The following is a 20,259-nucleotide window of genomic DNA, read 5'->3' on the forward strand; positions in this document are numbered from 1 at the left end:
AAGTAGGAAAGTTTTGTTCAAATTATAACCTTTATACTGTAAAATAATGTCGAAAATTGTAGTAAATCCTATTTAAACGAGACTGTTTTTTCCTAACTTTCTTCTGTTAGAAAAACACTTTCACATTTTCCTTATAAATGAGTAGGATTTCTTATAAGCGATCAGTATATGTTTCACCTAACAAATAAAAAACCTCTTTCAAATATGAAAGAGGTTTTTATATTTTTACAGGGCTTCTGACGTTGTCTTACCTTGCATATGTTGGATCAAATAATCTGGACCACCAGCTTTTGAATCTGTTCCGGACATGTTAAATCCACCAAATGGCTGGTATCCAACGATAGCACCAGTACAGCCACGATTGAAGTATAAGTTACCTACATGGAAGTCTCTTCTTGCTTGTTCTAAGTGCTCACGATTATTGGTGATAACTGCACCAGTTAAACCAAATTCCGTGTTGTTCGCAATCTCAATTGCTTCTGTGAAATCTTTTGCTTTCGTTAAACCAACAACTGGTCCAAAGATTTCTTCTTGCATAATTCTTGCTTTTGGATCAAGATCAGCAATTACAGTTGGATGAACAAACCAGCCTTTTGAATCATCACCAGTTCCTCCAACTAGTAAAGTTCCCTCTTCTTTACCAATTTCAATATATTTCATAATCTTATCATAAGATCCTTGGTCAATTACAGGTCCTACAAATTTGTTTTCAGTCGGATCACCAACGGTTAATTCCTTCGTTAATTCAACAACACGATCTTTTACCTGATCATAGACATCCTCATGAATAACTGCACGAGAACATGCAGAACACTTCTGTCCAGCAAAACCGAATGCGGATTTCACTATAGATTGTGCAGCTAACTCAAGGTCTGCTTCTTTATCCACTACGATAGTATCCTTACCACCCATTTCAAGGATGGTACGTTTTAACCAAAGTTGACCTGGATGAACTTTTGCTGCACGTTCAAAGATACGTAGTCCCACTTCACGAGATCCTGTGAAGCTAACAAAACGAGTACGTGGATGATCAACTAAATAGTCCCCAACCTCACTACCAGGTCCTGGAATGTAGTTCACAACACCAGCAGGCATTCCCGCTTCTTCTAATACTTCCATGAACTTATAAGCAATAACAGGTGTTGCACTTGCAGGCTTCAATAACACTGTATTACCTGTTACCATAGCTGCTACAGTCGTTCCTGCCATAATAGCAAATAAGAAGTTCCAAGGCGAAATGACCAGACCTACTCCCAGTGGAATATAGTCAAAGCGATTATGTTCAATTGGACGGCTATTTACTGGCATACCATCTTTAAGCTTCAACATTTGACGGCCATAGTACTCAAGGAAGTCAATTGCTTCTGCAGTATCAGCATCTGCTTCATTCCATGGTTTTCCGCCTTCTTTAATTAGAAGTGCAGAGAATTCATGTTTACGACGACGTACAATTGCTGCTGCACGGAATAGAATATCCGCACGCATTTTCGGATCAGAAGTTCTCCAGTAATTTTGGAATGTTTCATCTGCAACTTTCATTGCCTTTTCAGCAAGTTCTTTGTTCGCTTTTGATACATAACCAACAATCTCGCTTTTATTTGCAGGGTTAACAGAAACAATCTTATCTTCTGTTGTAATTCTCTCACCACCAATAATTAGTGGATATTCTTTACCAAGTTCTGCTTCTACCTTTTTAAGAGCATCTAACATAAGTTGTTTGTTTTCTTCTACTGAGAAATCAGTGAATGGCTCATGTTTGTATGGTACAACCATTAATAAAACCTCCCTATAATTAATATGTAATATACTGCGTATGGCTCCGCTTTCATTTCGTCTAAAATTTGTGAGTCCGTGTTACATGACGCTTTGGACTAGAAATCTTTAGACTAATAGTTTTTCGTATTAGAAAAACTCGCATTCGCTCGTTCTTTACGAATGTACTAGTTTTTTCTTATGCAGGCGAGAAAAATTTTAAACTTTCCTCTCTGCGAAAAAAAACGGAGCGGAATATATCTCCACTCCTTATTCTAACTTAATATAGAAAACTCTTCAAACAATCTATATAGATTAATCAAATAGATGTACTATTGGATTTTCTTCCCCTGCCTTACGATAAATATATCCTTCTAGTTGATGGCTGGAAGTGATGTTTATTTCAATATCGTAATTATTCGGGAACTTATCTTTTACTAATCCATACGTATATTGAGCAAAACCAATAATTTCTGCTTTTCCATTAAATTCAATTGGAACTTCAATGGTTAATTTTTGAAGCTCTTCATTCACGTAGAATCCTTCTCCAATATAACCCACATAGTTGGGGAAAAACTCTGCTATTTCCACACCAAATGTATTGACAATTTGAGCATCGTCAAAATATTTTTTCTCTGCTTCATTGGAAGGAAATAGAATATAATCTTCTTCAATCGTATCCCAATCATCAATGCTCATGTCACTATCTTTCACATAAGTCCTAGCAACAAAATTTCCTGGAACTGCAGATCCGCGCTTTTCCTCGCGATAGATAGCAAACATAATCGGTACCTTTTCTAGCCCTTCAATTTTGCGGATACGCTCTAATATCGTTTGGGCCATTTCCTGACCCTTTTCTAACATTTCTTTTTCAGAAATAGGTTCATAATAATAAGCGCCGCCAACTTCTGTTTGGAATCGATATTGAGATTTTAATGCTAATCCTATTGATACCCCTGCTAATTCAACCGAATTATCTTCATTTCTCTTGATATAATTCTGCTCTAAAATATGTGACAGGTAGCGTGGGTTTTTACGATAAACATCCTCGTCTGCTTCCTTTTCCACCTGTGGATTTAATTCGTCAATCCAGCTAAATATAGTTGTCTGGTCTAAATACTGACCTTCCTCAAAATATAGCTTCTTCGGATCAAAAAATTCTTTTGAATGACGCATCAATCCTTGTTCAAGTTCATCAATATCTAATCGATTATCACCAAGCTGATTCGTAGTTGCTCCTCTTGCTTTACTAGTTCGATAAGGCAAAATTACTCGATAATCTTCCTCAGATAATTTATATGTCGGTACAATAGATGGCTGACCTGTTGGTTCCTCCTCGTTTTGAACCAGTTCATCCTCACCTTCATCAAAACTAGGGGCACAGCTAGCAAGCATAAGGAGGATTATCAAAAGTAAGCCTATTCGTTTTTTCACAAAATTCCCTCCTAGCCCTCTAACATTTTTATAAATTCTTCTTCATTCCAAATCGTTATACCAAGCTCAACCGCTTTGTCATATTTCGAGCCAGCATCTTCCCCTGCAATAACGATATCGGTTTTCTTACTAACACTTCCAGTTACTTTTCCACCTAAGGATTCAATCTTTTCTTTTGCTTCTGGACGAGACATCTTCTCCATTTTACCAGTTAATACAACGGTTTTCCCCGCAAATGGGTTAGAATCAACAGCAACAGTTGCTCGCTTAGGTCCTTTATATTCCATGTTCAATTGTAGTTCTTTTAATTCTTTTATTAAGTCGGTAACTTTATCTTCTGCAAAATATTGAACAACAGAATCTGCCATCTTATCACCTATCTCATCAATTGCGATAAGTTCTTCATAAGTTGCTTTTTGTAATTTATCCATTGTTTCAAATTCAGTTGCAAGTGTTTTGGCCGCTTTTGCTCCGATAAAGCGGATTCCTAAACCAAACAGTAAACGCTCTAGCGAGTTCTCTCTAGATGATTCAATTGCACTTAAAAGATTATCGACTGATTTCTCTCCCATACGTTCTAGTTTTAATAATTCATCACGTTCTAGCCGATAGATATCTGCAATCGTATGAATGAGACCTTCACTAAATAGCTGATTGATTACTTTTTCACCAAGTCCCTCAATATTCATAGCGTTTCTCGAAACAAAATGAATTAACCCCTCTTGTAGCTGAGCTGGACAATTCGGATTAATACAGCGTAACGCAACCTCTTCTTCTAAACGCACTAGTTCACTACCACATGCAGGACATTCTTCTGGCATGTGGAATGGCTCCTCACTGCCGCTTCGTTGTTCAGTTAGGGAACGAACAACCTCTGGAATGATATCTCCAGCCTTTTTAATAACAACCATATCACCAATTCGAATATCTTTGGCACGGATTAAATCCTCATTATGCAAGGAAGCACGCTGAACAGTTGTTCCAGCCACCTTTACAGGCTCTAATATTGCTGTTGGAGTTACTACTCCAGTACGACCCACGCTTAATTCAATGTCCTTCAGTTTCGTTACAACCTCTTCTGCTGGGAATTTATACGCAATCGCCCATCGAGGACTTTTTACGGTGAAACCTAATTCTTCCTGCGTTTGTAAGTCATCTATCTTGATGACAATCCCGTCGATTTCATAAGGTAGGTTTGGACGTTCCTTTGTCCAATATTCAACATATTCGAGTACCTCTTCAATTGAGTTGCACTTTTTCCATTCTGGATTGGTACGAAATCCTAACTTTTTCAATTGAGTCAAACGCTCACTATGTGTCGGTACAGTATCAGCTTCCCATTCACCAATTCCGTATAAGAACACATCTAAATTTCGAGATGCTGCTATTCTAGGATCTAGTTGTCTTAAGGAGCCTGCTGCAGCATTTCTCGGATTAGCGAAAAGCTCTTCCCTATTTTCTTCACGTTGCTTATTTAAAGCAAGAAATGATTTATGTGGCATATACGCCTCTCCGCGCACTTCAATCTTACGTGTTTCCTGTATAGAAAGAGGTATACTTTTTATCGTTCGTAGATTACTCGTTATATCCTCTCCTGTTGTACCATCCCCTCTGGTAGCTCCACGGACAAACTTCCCATTTTCATAAGTAAGGGTAATGGCAAGTCCGTCTATTTTCAGTTCGCAGACAAAAGCCAAATCCTTATTGGTTCCTTGGCTCGCACGACGAGCAAAATCCCGAAGATCTTGCTCGTTAAATGCATTACCTAAGCTTAGCATTGGAATGCTATGCTGTATTTTTCGGAAGCCTTCTAACGGTTCTCCGCCAATACGTTGTGTTGGAGAGTCATTTGTAATAAGTTCTGGATATTGATTCTCTATTTTTTTTAATTCCTCTAGCTTCTGATCATATTCAGAATCCGGAACCGATGGATGATCCAAGACATAATATTCATGAGCATATTGATTTAATAATGCTTTTAAGGACTCTATTTTTTCTTGTGCTTGTGCTTTATCCATGCGGCAAGCACCTCCTATTGTTGTTTCGTTATTGGTGCAAACTTTGCAAGCAAACGTTTAATGCCTGTTGGAGCTGGAAAGGCAACATCTAGTTCCATTTTATCGCCTTCACCTTGTACCTTCACAACCGTCCCAACACCCCATTTTTTATGTTCTGCCTTATCTCCCGCTTTCCAAGTTTCATTTTCTGCACCTGTTGTAGATGATACATGTTGGGCACTACGACGTGGCTGGGGTTGTGACTTAGCTTGTAAAGGGACTCCTGTTGATGTAGAACGTGACGAATCTCCAAATGGACTTCTCTTAGGTTCCTTGCTACCAAAGTTGCTTCCAAATGAAGAGGAACCAAACATGGATGTTCTTGCTTGTTCAATGCCATCTATCAGTTCTTCTGGAATCTCATTAATAAATCGACTAATAGGATTCATGTTAGTTCTACCATACAGTGTACGCATCTTAGCATTGGTTAAATATAACTGTTTCTCCGCTCGAGTAATCCCAACATACGCAAGTCTTCTCTCTTCTTCCATTTCTTCCTCATCAAACATGGCACGACTATGCGGGAAAACATTCTCTTCCATTCCGATTAAGAATACTACTGGAAATTCTAGACCTTTTGCTGCGTGAAGAGTCATTAAAGTAACTTTTTCTTGATTGTCTGGATCTTCTTCATCCACACGATCAATATCCGCAATCAGTGCTAAATCAGTTAAGAAGGCAATCAACGATTTATCTTCACTTGCTTCTTCAAAATCTTTTGTTACTGTCATAAACTCTTCTAAGTTCTCTAAACGACTCTGCGCTTCAATGGAACGCTCATTTTTAAGCATTTCCTCGTATCCTGATCGCTCTAGCACTTGAGCAACCATATCGGTAGCTGTTAAAAATTCCTGTTGCTGATGTAATGTTTTTATTAAATTACCGAATTCGGCTAAAGCATTAGCTGCTTTTTAGTAACGCCTGTAAAATCAACCACTTCTACTGCTTGGTAAAAAGACATTCCATTCTCTGCAGCATACGCTCTCAAGCGGTCAATAGATGTCTTACCAATTCCTCGCTTCGGTTCATTGACGACACGCTCAAAGCTTAAATCATCATCTGGGTTCGTAATGAGACGAAGATATGCAATCATATCTTTAATTTCTTTTCGATCGTAGAATCGCATCCCACCAACCATTTGGTAAGCCATTCCTGATTTCATTAGTGTGTCCTCAACAGCACGTGACTGTGCGTTGGTACGGTATAAAATAGCTATATCACTTGGCGAGAATCCTTCTTCACGAACTAAATCACGAATTTTATCGGTAATATAAAGTGCCTCATCTTGCTCTGTTGCACCTTGATAATAGTTAATCTTCTGTCCATCGGGATTTTGCGTCCATAAGTTTTTCGGTTTACGACCTGGATTATTTGCAATAACTTTATTTGCCGCTTCTAAGATAGACTTTGTTGAACGATAATTCTGTTCGAGAAAAACCGTTCTTGCAGTAGGGTAGTCTTTTTCAAAAGATAGGATATTCGAAATATCCGCTCCACGCCAACGATAGATCGATTGATCTGAGTCCCCAACAACACAAAGATTTTGAAAACGATTCGCTAGTTGTTTTACTAGTATATATTGTGCGTGGTTTGTATCCTGATACTCATCCACATGAATATATTGGAATCTTCGTTGGTAATATTCCAATACCTCAGGTACACGTTTAAATAGGTGAATGGTTTGCATGATTAAATCATCAAAGTCCAGTGACTGATTTTTACGGAGAATCTTCTCGTAACCTTCGTATACTTTTGCAACTTGCCGATCATAGAAATTCCCAGCCTTGCTCGAGAATTCTTCTGGTGAAATCAATTCATTCTTAGCACTACTGATTTGTCCTTGCATCGCACGTGGTTCAAATTGCTTCGTATCGATATTTAAATCTTTTAGTACTTGTTTTACTACAGACAACTGGTCACCACTGTCTAAAATCGTGAAATTACGATTATATCCAATACGATCAATATCCCTCCTTAGGATACGAACACACATAGAGTGGAAAGTAGAAACCCACATATCCGCACCAGCTGGCCCCACTAGCTTACTAACACGATCCTTCATTTCGCGGGCAGCCTTATTCGTAAACGTGATGGCCAGTATACTTCGTGGTGAAACATCCTTCTCTTCCATTAAGTAAGCAATCCGATGTGTTAGCACACGAGTCTTACCACTACCTGCTCCAGCCATAATTAATAATGGCCCTTCTGTATGTTTAACAGCTTCCTGCTGTTCTTTGTTTAAACCTTCTATTAATTCATCGATTGTACGACTCATGTTACAAGCACCTTCCTTAGAATACTTCTGATACAGATAGTCACTATCTGTAGTCTTTAACAGCTTGAACTGTCTTTAACGCTTCCTTTAAATTGGTGTAGACACTATTACCAACCACAATTACATCGGCATGTTCCTTCATTTCTTTCGCCTGTTCAGCAGTTTCAATCCCACCACCATAGAAGAGTAATGTTTCTTGTAGCTCAGCTTTTACATGCTTGACCAGCTCGGGATTACCGTACTTCCCGCTATATTCCACATAAAAAATCGGGAGATGGAATACTTTTTCAGCCATATAAGCATAGGCCACAACATCTTCTTCCGATGGTAGCTTGCAATCTGTATGTTTAAAAGCTTTTGCCTCTTCATTTAAGATACAATATCCTTCGACAAAAATTTCGTCCCAATTCATAATGTCCTTATATTCTTTAATAGCTTCATGTTGAATATCCAACATCCACTTTTTTTGATTACTATTCATTACCATCGGGATATGGTAATAATCGAATCCTGGAGTAATTGCCTCCATATTTGAAATTTCCAGTACAACTGGAACAGTGTATCGACGTATGCTAGAGAGTAAATCCAAAACACCATCAAGTGTAACATCATCTGTTCCACCTACAATAATGGCATCTGTACCTGATTCACATACTAACTCTAAATCTTCATCTGAAATTTCCTTTGCAGGATCTAACTTAAATACATGCTTCCATTCTTTCATATTTGTATACAAAGGTCTAATCCTCCATCACTTGTTTTCCATTAGTTTATTATAGCAAAAAAAGAGGCGTGGATTTAGTGATATGACAAGAAAATTTAAAGTGTCTTTTTCTCGTAAAAAATAGAGCTCATTTTCTATCTATCTAGATAAAATGGGCTCTATTCTTACTATCCTTATTTCCCGTTCACTTTGCGAATGAAAACGACTTTTAAATAATTTCCCTCTGGATATTCCCGAATCGTACGGTAATCCTCGGGAAGTGAGAATTCTTCTAATAGCTGATATTTGTAACCCGTCTCGGCAAATGCTTGTTGGATGAAGCTTTTGAACTTTTTCATCCCAAATGCACTGCTATTTGTAGATGCTACGATAACCCCATTATCCTCTGTAATTGCAACAGTTTCTATCAGAAGCTTTTTATAGTCCTTCTCCGCACTAAATACTACCTTCTTCGACCTAGCAAAGCTTGGTGGATCAAGTACGACAAGGTCAAATTTTAACCCTTTTCTTCCAGCATATTTAAAATATTGGAAGACATCCTCCACAATGATATCCTGTGCTTCATAATCAATTGCGTTCAGACTAAACTGTTCGATTGTCTTTGGCTTACTGCGATTTGCTAAATCGACACTAGTAGTTTTCGTTGCTCCACCTAGAGCAGCAAATACGGAGAAAGCTCCTGTATAAGAGAATGTATTTAACATATTAGTGTCTTTAGCATACTTATCCCGTATAGTCTTCCTTACTTCCCTTTGATCCAGAAATACCCCAACCATTGCTCCTTCGTTGAGATAGACCGCAAATTGAACTCCATTTTCTTTTACAATAAGTGGAAATTCGCCACGTTCTCCTGTTACAAAGTCATCATCCTCGACATATTGCCCTTTGGCATCAAAGCGCTTTTTCTGATAGATTCCTTTATAGTCAACAGACTCCTGTAACGCCTCAAGGATCTCATTTCGGAATCGGTAAATCCCCTTACTATACCAGTTAATTAAGTAAAAATCAGCAAAGAAGTCAATGGTTAAACCGCCGATTCCATCCCCTTCTCCATTGAATATTCGGAACGCTGTTGTACTATCGTCAGCATAAAATTGTTCTCTTCTATTGATAGCCGCGATAATTTTATTTTTAAAGAACCTCTTATCGAAATTCTCTTGTTCATTCTTACTTAAAACCCAACCGTAACCTTTATTTTGTTTACCAAAGTATCCTTTCGCAATAAAGGTATTTTTTTCATCCACTAATCTTACAATTGTTCCTTCTTCTTTTAATTCTTTCACGTTTACTACAGCATCTGAGAGAATTAAAGGGAAACCACTTTTATATTTATTTACAAAGTTCGCTCTTACTTTTAGTCGTAACTCTTGCACTTTTTCCAATCCAATCATTAGGTATTTTTATTTAGGTTACTCTTGATTGTATCACATCATACTTAGGTCATACTTGGAATTATAAAAAGCCTGTATCTAATCTAGAAGTATACAGACTTTTCAACTCAACTTATGTAGATAATCACTTATCTTTTTTTGCCACCCTATCTAATACTAGCTTGTACCCCTCACTACCATAATCAATGCACCGTCTTACTCTAGATATAGTTGCGGTAGACGCTTTTGTCTCTTTCTCAATGGTTTTATACGTATAACCCTCGGTAAGCATTTTGGCCACTTGGAGTCTTTGGGAAAGGGATTGAATCTCACTCATCGTAGCAATATCATCGAAAAAGCGGTAGCACTCTTCACGATTTTTCAATGATAATATAGCGTCAAATAAATGATCTAATTCTTCCCCACGTAATTTATCAATTTGCATGATGTTACCTCCTAATCCCTACTCACCTGATATCATAACAGAATTTTCCATACCAGGGCTAGTTGGGACAACATTAATCCATGTTTTTCCTGGTACAAAGCCCACAACTTTACCATCTTTTACTGGAACAATCTGCCCAGAACGGTTTTCCCATTTCAGCTGTTGTACCTTTCCTTTCTGGATAAGATAAGCATCTCCACCCGTATAAAAGTCAATAGCACGCCGACCAACATCATCAATTACCTCGTGATGGGTCTCCACTATGAAAATATTATCTACTTGGACTGGTTCACCCGTTTCAAGCTCTACTGTCATTTCTCTATCATTATAACGGGTATATTTCTCGTTATCTATATCATACGTATATTCCACTATTTCCATTGGATTATCGGAATAGACGATTTCAATATGGCTAGCAGAACTACCTACAATTGTTTCCGCATCATCTTCTGTTAAAAATGACAAAGCGTTGTGTTCTGTGTTCATTTCGTAACCAAGATCGTTGGCTACATTCGTGACATTATCATATAACAGATAGGAATTATGTGGTGCAACTCGAAACGATTCTCGTTTAAATAATTTCCCATCATTATCATAGATAGCCCCATCTATATGGTCAATCCCGCGATTATCCAGCATCTCGTTTACAAAAGGAGCGGCCCCGTGGTAAACATATAATGCGCCATAACGGTTAGACAAATCAAAATAATATTCGCGAGCACTTCGAACTGGTCCGATCATCTCAGGATGTTCACTATGATAGATTGCTAAAAACCTTGTAATCATACCTTCCGCTAAAATCTCAAACACAAGATCTGCCTGTGATAATCCAGTTTGTGGCCGAGCACTTCCATGATTATTAATCATAACACCAATTGCCCGGTGATCTATGGAATCATTAGTCCCAATTCCAGTGAAGGGAAAGATATTTTCGAATAGTTCTTCAGGCTCTACGTTATCATTTTTTTCCTTATTTGCAACTTCTACATTTTCCTCAGGCTCTTCGTGTGGCTTTTGGACTTCCGTTTCGTCGTCACTGCAAGCAACTAATAGTATAGTTATGGCAAGAATGAATAATAGTCTTTTCATAGCCCCAACACCTTTTTCTACGATTTTTACTACCGTGCCTACGTCTTTTCTTTATGAGCGCATAGTTGCTGGAAAGAGGACTTCTCGTTTTTTGATATCCATAATCCCTTCCTGTGTGATACGAATATAAGGTAAGTGTGTGGATGATAAAAATAAAATACTATAGATAGGATCATTGTATGAATAACCAAACTCAAGCAGTTTATCTCTTAACTGCTTTTCCATTTCAATCAAATCATCCATTTTGCCAGCAAATAGTTTCCCACCTAGTAATAAGGGAAGTTCTGCCACTATTTCACCATCATGAACCAGGACAATCCCACCGCCTAATTCTTTTAGACGTTTCCATGCAAGTAACATATCTTGTTTGTTCTTCCCAATAAAAATTAAGTCTCCCGTTTGCGAGAAAGAACTTACTAAGCCGCCAAGATTCTTGGTAAACCCACAAAGTGTCGTATTAACTCTCCATTCTCCATCTTTATCCAATAGAAGTAAGAATGCGTCATTACGATTTTCAGGCAATTGTTCTACCGTGATATCGGTTTGGATTGGATATGGCTTTATAATAACGTCATTCACCATTTCTAAGCCTATCGGTATCGAGAACTGCAGGTCATTCATTCCCATCTCCCAATCAAACTTCATCGGCTCCAATTGATACTTTTCCCAGTTAATGTAAGCCGGTAATTCTTGTACTTCACCGTGCTTTACAATCCACTTTCCTTTTGCTAAAACACTATCTGGATGCGGATTATCTTTCGTATGTAATATATTAATATTAGCAATTCGCCCCGGTGCTATACATCCCAGCTGCTCCTCTAGTTGAAAGTGCTTTGCTACATTAAACGAAGCCATTCGATATGCATCCTCAATTGGAACACCTTTTTGAATTGCAATATCAATACAAACATTTATAAGACCATTTTCATAGAATGTCGGGGTTCCTCCATCTGTTGTCATCGTTAATTGATCAAAGTTCGTTAATCCCGCTTCAAGAATTTCTTCTAACAGTTGTGGTAAATCTGGTCGTATGGAAGAATAGCGCAATCCAACTTGATAACCAAGTTTTAATCGATTAATAACATCTTCCCCACTGATAGATTCATGATCAGCAGAAACACCGAGTAGTTTCATTTTGGTAAGCGTGTTCTCGGAAGCTCCCGGCAGATGCCCCTCTACTGGTTTCCCCTTTCGCTTCGTTTCTTGTATCCAATATAGTAATCTGTCATCACCCGACATTAGACTCGGCCAGCCGGTCAATTCCCCTCCTTGAACAACACTTGGATGGGATAACCAATCCAACATATCCTTTGTATTAAATAGCTTCTCTTCATTTAGTAATCCCGTTTGGGAATCATAACGGCTCCACCAATACATCGATATTGGCATTTTATCGAAATCAGCTATAATGGAAAACGCTTTCTTTTTATTTAATAGAAAAAGCCATGATAAATTATCATTCACTAGTGTAGTTGTTCCGAATTTTGCGGCATGTGTCGCTAAACTCTCAGGGTTATATAACTGGAACGGATGAGCATGTGGCTCCATATATCCTGGAACTACAAACTTTCCAGTACAATCGATAATTTCTGTTGATTGTTCCGGGAGCCTATCTCCAACGTAAACAATACGTTCATTATATATCCAAATATTTGCCTTTAGCCATTGCTTTATATACATATTTAAATAAGTTGCTTTCTTTAGTACGATGGTCGGTGCAATCTTTCCTTCTACTACTTTTACATGTTTTCGCAGCTCAAAATTTCTCCATTGACCTTTTTCTAGCATAAGACAACTCTCCATAGTTTATGTTTTTCTAATTGTACCACAATTCACGCTTTATTACTTTAAAGTTTTTGTAAAATAGAGTGAAGATTCTGTGACATTTTAATCAGAGGGCTGGAGAATTATTAGAATTAGAGTTAGGGGGAGAGGGGTATCAGTAATTTATGAACGCATTTTACGGGGATATCAGCGATTTGCCGTATATATCAGCGCATAATAATGGCGCCCTACTGAAGAGCGCCTAACTTCTGCCTACCAATATCCGTTCGATAAAATAAACCTTCTAATACTTCGTTCGGTGGTAAACTACTATATACTAAACTACTGGCTTCTCCGAGTGTATTACTTTTGGCTCCAACAACCAAAACTCGGCCACCATTCGATACGATTTTTTCTCCTTGCTTCGCCACACCAGCATATACAACAAAAGAGTCACCATCAAATTCAGGTACCACAACACCTGATTGATAAGTACTTGGATATCCTTCCGATGCTAGGACAACACCTAAGCATGATTGCTGTTCCCATTTCAGCTTAGGATTTTTCCCTTCTAGAACGTCCAGTATAACTTGTGCTAGGTCATTTCTTAATAATGGTAGAACAACCTGAGTTTCGGGATCACCAAATCTAGCATTAAACTCTATAACCTTAGGGCCATTTTCTGTCATGATTAAACCGGCATACAGAACACCTGTGAACGAACGGCCTTCTGCTACTAGTCCACTCGCTGCTTTTTGTAAGATTTCTTTTGTTGCATATTCTAATATTTCATTTGTAATATCTGGTACAGGTGCATATGCCCCCATTCCACCTGTGTTCGGACCTTCATCATTGTCAAATGCGCGTTTGTGATCTCTTGCTGGTAACATAGGATAGACATGTTCACCATGTACAAAAGCCATTAATGAAAATTCATCTCCAGCAAGAAATTCCTCAATTACAATCTTCCCGCCTGCTTCTGAAAACTCCTTAGAAACTAACATACTATCAATTGCCGCAAACGCTATACCCTTTGTCTCCGCAACAACAACACCCTTACCAGCAGCAAGCCCATCCGCCTTGATCACAATCGGCGTTCCAGTTTTTTCGATATATAGCTTTGCTTCAGTTGGATCTGTAAATGTTTGATAGTTAGCTGTAGGAATGTCATATTTCATCATGAAACTTTTAGCAAAACTTTTACTTCCTTCGATTAATGCCGCTTCCTTATTTGGTGCAAATATGCGTAGACCCTCAAATGTGAATTCATTGGCGATTCCATTTAATAGTGGATTTTCCGGACCTACTATCGTTAGATCGACTGATTCTTCCTTAGCAAACGCAATTAATCTCTCATTCTCTGTTTCTTGGATTGGAACAAGTGTTGCAATAGATTCCATACCTGCATTACCTGGAGCTACAAAGATTTTCTTCACCTGCTTACTCTCTGCAAGCTTCATCACAATACTATGCTCTCGGCCACCTTTACCTATCACTAAAACGTTCATCAAGAAACCTCCTTAATGTTTAAAATGGCGCATTCCTGTAAACACCATTGCAATTCCATGTCGATTACATACATCAATAGAATCTTGATCGCGTTTTGAACCACCTGGTTGAATAATTGCAGTTACTCCTGCCTTAATGGCTGCTTCTACCGTATCCGGCATTGGGAAAAATGCATCGGAAGCCATTACTGCACCTATTGCCTTTGATCCCGCTTGTTCGATTGCGATTCTAGCAGCACCCACCCGATTCATTTGCCCAGCACCAATACCAACTGTTTGATTATTTTTTGCCAACACAATAGCATTTGATTTCACATGTTTTACAGCTTTCCATGCAAATAAAAGCTGTTTTAGTTCTGCATCAGACGGAGATTTTTTCGTTACTACCTCTAAATCTTTTTCCTCTATAACGCCATCATCGTTACTTTGAATTAACATCCCGCCGTCAATTGTCGTAAGTCTGAATTTCTGCTGATTATTTCTGTTCATATCCATGGTTAAGAGGCGGATATTTTTCTTTGAGGTTAAAATGTCTAACGCCTTCTCTGAAAAGCTTGGCGCTATTACAATTTCAAGAAAAATTTCACTTAGTTTCTCGGCAGTTTGAGAATCAACTTCACGATTTAAAGCAATGATTCCACCAAAAATGGATACTGGATCTGCCTCAAAAGCTTCTTGAAATGCTTCTTCAATGGATGCTCCCATACCAATTCCACAAGGATTCATATGCTTTACTGCAACTGCTGTTGGTCCATCATACTCCGCTAAAATCTCAACTGCAGCATTAGCATCTTGGATATTATTAAAAGAAAGCTCCTTCCCATGCAACTGCTCCGCATTAGCAAGACTCATTCCATCTTGAATTGGATTTTTATAAAATGCAGCTATTTGGTGAGGATTTTCCCCATAGCGCAAGCTTTGTACTTTTTCATAGGTAACTGTGTAGGTTTCCGGAAATTCTTCAGCTGTTTGTGTAAGAAAATAACTTCCTATCATAGCATCATAATTTGCGGTATGACGAAAAACTTTAGCAGCAAACTTCTGTCTAACATCTAAATCGACTGTCCCTGTTTCTAGGCTTTGTAAGGTAAATTCATAATCGCTCGGGTCAACCACAACCAAAACATCCGCATAATTTTTAGCTGCAGAACGTAACATCGTTGGACCACCAATATCTATATTTTCGATGATTTCCTCTTTCGAAACTCCAGGTTTCTCCAAAGTTTGCTTGAATGGATAGAGGTTAACAACAACTAGATCAATTGGATGGATTTGATTAACCTCAAGCTGTTTTACGTGATCAGGATTGGAACGCTTAGCCAATAGTCCACCATGAACAAGAGGATGAAGGGTCTTCACCCGACCATCTAGTATTTCAGGAAAACCAGTTACTTGGTCAATTGGAATAGCAGGGATATCTGCGTCTTGCAAGGTTTTTAATGTCCCACCAGTTGAAATAATCTCAAAGTTAAGATTGACTAATCCTGCAGCAAACTCAACTATGTTACGTTTATCTGAAACACTGATTAATGCACGTTTTTTCATATCTTCACTCCTTAGGTATGTAGCAAATTGAATATTTTCGCGTGTCGCGCCGCGCGAGGGGAGGGCGAACTTGCGCAACACCCTGATAAACTTGCGACAGCTTGTGAAAATCTCGCGCGTGGGGTAGGATTGTCGCGAGTGTTGTTTCATTTCGCGCGCGAGTTTAGTCAGGTCGCGCAACTCCATCTCTTGTTGGCGTGACTTTTTCTAAAGTCGCGCAGCTTTCTTCTATTCTCGCGCGAACTTTATCGTGGGTCGCGCAACGGATTGAACTCGCGCGGGGCAGTACTTATCTTACGCCCATTTGGAGTACTTTCGCGAGGGGTATCGAAATGGACGCGCGGGGCACATCTATTCTATACGAGAGATAGCTGCGCTAGCGTGATTACCCTCTTCCCTCTCTCTACTTTATGAAAACTCGCGCACAATTCCTTCGAACTCGCTCTACTTGACTAGTTTCACGCGCGACTCTAGAAACTTGTTAGTCCCAGCCGTCTGTACCATCCACCTGTCAAACTTCCTCTAGCTCTACTAGTCCAACAACCATATTGATAACCTCTGGATACAATGCATGCTCAATTTCCTGTATTCTAGATTTCAGTGTTTCTTCTGTATCATTCGGAAATATTTCTACTTTCTTTTGTGCGATGATTGGACCTGTGTCCATCCCTTCGTCTACATAGTGTACCGTTACACCGGTAGTTTTACAGGCTGCACGTATTGCCTGGCCGATTGCATCCTTACCTGGAAAGTTTGGTAATAGCGAAGGGTGGATATTAATAATTCTTCCCTCGTAAGCCTCCAGTAAAGTTGGTCCGATTAGCCGCATATAACCCGCTAAAAATATCCATTCTACTTCTAATTCTCTTACGGTTATAAGAATATTAGACTCATATTCTTGTTTCGTATCATAGTCTCTCGGATTTAAAACAAACGTTTGTACACCATATTGATTAGCTTTATCGATTACAGTAGCACCTGGTTTATCACACACTAAAAGTACAATCTCACATGCCAGGTTCTCATCATTCATCATCGCTTCAAAGTTACTACCAGTTCCAGAAGCAAATACTGCAGCTTTTATTTTACGCATGACGGAAATGTACTCCTTCTTCATCAACTACATGGCCAATAATTTTGGGAGTATCACCGACTTCAGCCAATTCAACCAATGCAGAATCAACGTCTTCTTCAGAGACAATGATCATCATACCTATTCCCATATTATAAATGCCGCACATCTCCTCAAAAGACAGTTCTCCTATACCCTGTAAGAATGGAAAAATTTCTGGGATATCCCAACTTCCAATAGTCATTTCTACACCTAATCCTGTTGGAAGCATTCTAGGAATATTCTCATAGAATCCCCCACCCGTGATATGTGATATCCCTTTTATATCAATCTTCTTTATTAATCTAGAGATTGCTTTCGAATATATTTTCGTAGGCTCCATTAACCATTCACCAAGTGGCTTGGAGAGCCCTATTGGCGTAGAAGTGAGATTCATGCCGTTCACAAGCTTTCTTACTAATGAATAACCATTAGAATGGATGCCACTTGAAGGAAGGCCTATTACCATATCTCCTGCTTGAACAGATTCACCGGTGATAATTTTTGATTTTTCCGCTATGCCAACAACAAAACCGGCTAAGTCATATTCATTATCGGTATACATTCCTGGCATTTCTGCGGTTTCTCCTCCAATCAAAGCAGTACCAGCTCTTTGACAACCTTCCGCAATTCCTGATACAATTTGTTCCATTTTAGCCGGGTTATTTTTACCACATGCAATATAATCTAGGAAAAACAATGGCTCCGCGCCTTGTGCAACAATATCATTCACACACATAGCTACTAAATCGATTCCCACTGTATCATGTTTATCCAGTTCGAACGCTAACTTAAGCTTTGTTCCCACACCATCTGTGCCTGATACTAGCACTGGTTCCTCATACGAAAAAGATGTCAGATCAAATAATCCCGCAAAAGCGCCAACTCCACCAAGTACTTCTGGTCTAGTAGTTTTTTTAATATGCTTTTTCATTCGTTCGACCGCTTCATAGCCTGCTTCTACATCTACGCCTGCAGCTTTATATACCTTAGACAAAACGACACACTCCTCAACACTTCGTATAGGAAAACGTTAATTTCTCTTTACCTTTAATAGGATAGTTGCCTGTCATACAGGCCATGCAAACGCCTTGCTCGAATGTCTCTTTTGAAATAATCGCTTTCTCAAGCCCTGTACTCGATAGATATGCTAGACTATCCGCACCTATCAAATCGCATATTTCTTCTAACGTGTAATTCGCCGCGATTAATTCCTCCTTGGTAGACATATCAATTCCGTAGTAGCAAGGATTGGTAATGGCAGGAGAAGCAATTCTGACATGTACTTCCTTCGCCCCAGCTTCTTTCAGCATGTTAACAATTCGTTTACAAGTGGTTCCCCGCACAATTGAATCATCAATCATAATGACTCGCTTACCTTCCACAATTCCGCGAACAGGGGATAATTTCATTTTTACCCCTTGCTCCCGGAGTGATTGCGAGGGCTGAATGAACGTTCTACCAATATAGCGATTTTTAATTAATCCAATTTCATACGGAATCCCGCTATACTCGGCGTAACCGATTGCTGCAGATATACTCGAATCAGGTACACCAGTTACAACATCTGCTTGTACTGGCGCCTCCTTAGCAAGCTCTATCCCCATCCGCTTTCGTGAAGCATGCACATTCACATGGTTTAAGTCACTATCAGGACGTGAAAAATAAACATATTCCATTGCACATAATGCACGCTTTTCTTGTGGTGCAAATCGAATCGATTCCAGTCCGTTATTTGAGATTGTTATCAATTCCCCTGGTAAAACTTCTCGTTCATATGTCGCACCCACTATATCAAAAGCAGATGTCTCTGAGGCTACGACATATGCCGATCCCAGTCTACCGATAGATAATGGACGCAAGCCTTTTGGATCTAATGCAATATACATACTTTCCTCAGTTAAGATAACAAAGGCATACGCCCCGATTAATTGTTGGAGCGCATCCTTTAACCCCGATACTGTATCCATGCTCCCATTTTTCTTAAGTAAATGAGCTAGAACCTCTGTATCGGAAGAGGTTTGCATGATGCTGCCAGCCGCTTCAAGTTCTCCTCTAAGTTCATAAGCGTTCATGATATTACCATTATGAGCAAAAGCCATACTGCCAGTTTGTGAACGGAAAAGTAGTGGTTGAACATTATCAATCGTTCTTTCCCCTTGGGTTGCGTATCGAACATGACCGATAGCCGCATGCCCACTCAGCTTTGAAAAATCATACCTCTTGAAAACATCATTAACAAGTCCTTGCCCTTTATGAAGTTCTAACTCAAGACCGTTTGAGGTTACGACTCCAGCACCTTCTTGCCCACGATGCTGCAACGCATGAAGACCATAATAAGTTAATTCAGCAGCCTGTTCATGCCCCCATATCCCAAAGACACCGCACTCTTCATTTAAACCTCTTATTTCAGCAAGCATGGGATTGCCCCTCTCCAGAGTCGATGTAATTCTGATACATTCTCCGATAAAATAGTACCATCTTCATTCGAAATGCTTAACATACCATCCTCTGTTACCATTCCAATATTTATAGCATTTTCAACAATCTGCTCAAAATCCTGTTGATGCTCTTTTTTGACACTTACTAGAAAACGAGATTGTGTTTCACTAAAGAGTGCAACGGTTGCATTGCCTTGCAGCTGAATATTAGCACCTAGATTAGGCTTATTAAACAAACATTCCGCCACCGCTACACCTAAACCACCTTCAGCAAGGTCATGGGCAGAGACAACTAGACCACTTCGAATCGCTTTAAGAAGTTGTTGCTGACGGTCCCTCTCCATCTCCAGATTAATTTCAGGTGCTTTACCAGAGTAACTTCCTTCCAACACATTTTGGAGTTCACTGCCTCCAAATTCTGTTTTCGTTTCTCCAATAAGGTAAATTGCATCGCCAGCCTGTTGAAAATAGCTCGAAGTAATGTGGTCGATTGACTCGTGTAATCCAACCATTCCTACAATCGGTGTTGGAAAAATTGCTTTTCCCTTCGATTGGTTATACAACGACACATTCCCACTAATCACAGGAGTATCTAACATTTCACAAGCTTCACTCATGCCTTGCACACTTTTTTCCATTTGCCAGAATACCTCTGGATTTGTTGGATTACCAAAGTTCAATCCATCCGTTAGTCCAAGTGGACGGGCACCGGAACAGACAATATTTCTAGCTGCTTCAGCAACA

At 39.1% G+C, this 20,259-nt stretch carries 14 protein-coding genes and 1 pseudogene; all 15 read right to left on the minus strand.

Annotated elements, in window-relative coordinates:
* Positions 1-225: 225 nt before the first annotated feature.
* Positions 226-1,773, minus strand: coding sequence for an L-glutamate gamma-semialdehyde dehydrogenase (gene pruA, locus G5W_RS0113400; protein ID WP_010097424.1), 1,548 nt, complete (start codon positions 1,771-1,773; stop codon positions 226-228).
* Between the two features lie 294 nt (positions 1,774-2,067).
* On the minus strand, positions 2,068-3,186 hold the full coding sequence (locus G5W_RS0113405; protein WP_010097427.1) for a CamS family sex pheromone protein: 1,119 nt from the start codon (positions 3,184-3,186) through the stop codon (positions 2,068-2,070).
* 11 nt (positions 3,187-3,197) lie between these two features.
* Positions 3,198-5,204, minus strand: coding sequence for an NAD-dependent DNA ligase LigA (gene ligA / locus G5W_RS0113410; protein ID WP_010097429.1), 2,007 nt, complete (start codon positions 5,202-5,204; stop codon positions 3,198-3,200).
* Positions 5,205-5,218: 14 nt separating this feature from the next.
* Positions 5,219-7,518 (minus strand): annotated as a pseudogene (pcrA, locus tag G5W_RS22285) (DNA helicase PcrA).
* Between the two features lie 43 nt (positions 7,519-7,561).
* A complete protein-coding gene (gene pcrB / locus G5W_RS0113420; protein ID WP_081472470.1) occupies positions 7,562-8,242 on the minus strand; it encodes a heptaprenylglyceryl phosphate synthase in 681 nt (226 codons plus the stop codon).
* A 173-nt stretch (positions 8,243-8,415) separates the two neighbouring features.
* Positions 8,416-9,633, minus strand: a complete 1,218-nt coding sequence (locus tag G5W_RS0113425) for a class I SAM-dependent rRNA methyltransferase (protein WP_010097433.1) — start codon at positions 9,631-9,633, stop codon at positions 8,416-8,418.
* A 124-nt stretch (positions 9,634-9,757) separates the two neighbouring features.
* Positions 9,758-10,057, minus strand: a complete 300-nt coding sequence (locus tag G5W_RS0113430; protein WP_010097434.1) for a YerC/YecD family TrpR-related protein — start codon at positions 10,055-10,057, stop codon at positions 9,758-9,760.
* Positions 10,058-10,075: 18 nt separating this feature from the next.
* Positions 10,076-11,146 (minus strand): DUF3048 domain-containing protein, encoded by a 1,071-nt coding sequence (locus G5W_RS0113435; RefSeq protein ID WP_010097435.1) that lies wholly within the window; start codon positions 11,144-11,146, stop codon positions 10,076-10,078.
* Positions 11,147-11,197: 51 nt separating this feature from the next.
* The gene (locus tag G5W_RS0113440) at positions 11,198-12,934 is read right to left on the minus strand and encodes an adenine deaminase C-terminal domain-containing protein (RefSeq protein WP_010097437.1); all 1,737 of its coding nucleotides are present in this window, start codon (positions 12,932-12,934) and stop codon (positions 11,198-11,200) included.
* Between the two features lie 224 nt (positions 12,935-13,158).
* Positions 13,159-14,418 (minus strand): phosphoribosylamine--glycine ligase, encoded by a 1,260-nt coding sequence (gene purD / locus G5W_RS0113445; protein ID WP_010097439.1) that lies wholly within the window; start codon positions 14,416-14,418, stop codon positions 13,159-13,161.
* 12 nt (positions 14,419-14,430) lie between these two features.
* Complete coding sequence (purH, locus tag G5W_RS0113450) at positions 14,431-15,963, minus strand: bifunctional phosphoribosylaminoimidazolecarboxamide formyltransferase/IMP cyclohydrolase (RefSeq protein WP_010097441.1); 1,533 nt, start codon at positions 15,961-15,963, stop codon at positions 14,431-14,433.
* Between the two features lie 511 nt (positions 15,964-16,474).
* Positions 16,475-17,056, minus strand: coding sequence for a phosphoribosylglycinamide formyltransferase (purN, locus tag G5W_RS0113455; RefSeq protein ID WP_010097443.1), 582 nt, complete (start codon positions 17,054-17,056; stop codon positions 16,475-16,477).
* Complete coding sequence (gene purM, locus G5W_RS0113460) at positions 17,049-18,071, minus strand: phosphoribosylformylglycinamidine cyclo-ligase (protein ID WP_010097445.1); 1,023 nt, start codon at positions 18,069-18,071, stop codon at positions 17,049-17,051. Before purM ends, purN begins: the two co-directional genes overlap by 8 nt.
* A gap of 13 nt (positions 18,072-18,084) precedes the next feature.
* Entirely contained in the window at positions 18,085-19,494 is a 1,410-nt protein-coding gene (gene purF / locus G5W_RS0113465; RefSeq protein ID WP_010097446.1) for an amidophosphoribosyltransferase, read from the minus strand.
* The coding region (locus G5W_RS0113470) for an AIR synthase-related protein (RefSeq protein ID WP_010097448.1) at positions 19,479-20,259 on the minus strand (781 nt) is incomplete at its 5' end. The genes G5W_RS0113470 and purF, both read right to left, overlap by 16 nt.

It is taken from the genome of Ornithinibacillus scapharcae TW25, from assembly GCF_000190475.1.
Classification (GTDB): Bacteria; Bacillota; Bacilli; order Bacillales; family Amphibacillaceae; genus Ornithinibacillus; species Ornithinibacillus scapharcae.

Bases quoted from the DNA above. Each gene is read 5' to 3' on its own strand.
- pruA (WP_010097424.1), bottom strand. From the start codon at position 1,773: ATGGTTGTACCATACAAACATGAGCCATTCACTGATTTCTCAGTAGAA.
- ligA (WP_010097429.1), bottom strand. From the start codon at position 5,204: ATGGATAAAGCACAAGCACAAGAAAAAATAGAGTCCTTAAAAGCATTA.
- pcrB (WP_081472470.1), bottom strand. From the start codon at position 8,242: ATGAAAGAATGGAAGCATGTATTTAAGTTAGATCCTGCAAAGGAAATT.
- G5W_RS0113425 (WP_010097433.1), bottom strand. From the start codon at position 9,633: ATGATTGGATTGGAAAAAGTGCAAGAGTTACGACTAAAAGTAAGAGCG.
- G5W_RS0113430 (WP_010097434.1), bottom strand. From the start codon at position 10,057: ATGCAAATTGATAAATTACGTGGGGAAGAATTAGATCATTTATTTGAC.
- G5W_RS0113435 (WP_010097435.1), bottom strand. From the start codon at position 11,146: ATGAAAAGACTATTATTCATTCTTGCCATAACTATACTATTAGTTGCT.
- G5W_RS0113440 (WP_010097437.1), bottom strand. From the start codon at position 12,934: ATGCTAGAAAAAGGTCAATGGAGAAATTTTGAGCTGCGAAAACATGTA.
- purD (WP_010097439.1), bottom strand. From the start codon at position 14,418: ATGAACGTTTTAGTGATAGGTAAAGGTGGCCGAGAGCATAGTATTGTG.
- purH (WP_010097441.1), bottom strand. From the start codon at position 15,963: ATGAAAAAACGTGCATTAATCAGTGTTTCAGATAAACGTAACATAGTT.
- purN (WP_010097443.1), bottom strand. From the start codon at position 17,056: ATGCGTAAAATAAAAGCTGCAGTATTTGCTTCTGGAACTGGTAGTAAC.
- purF (WP_010097446.1), bottom strand. From the start codon at position 19,494: ATGCTTGCTGAAATAAGAGGTTTAAATGAAGAGTGCGGTGTCTTTGGG.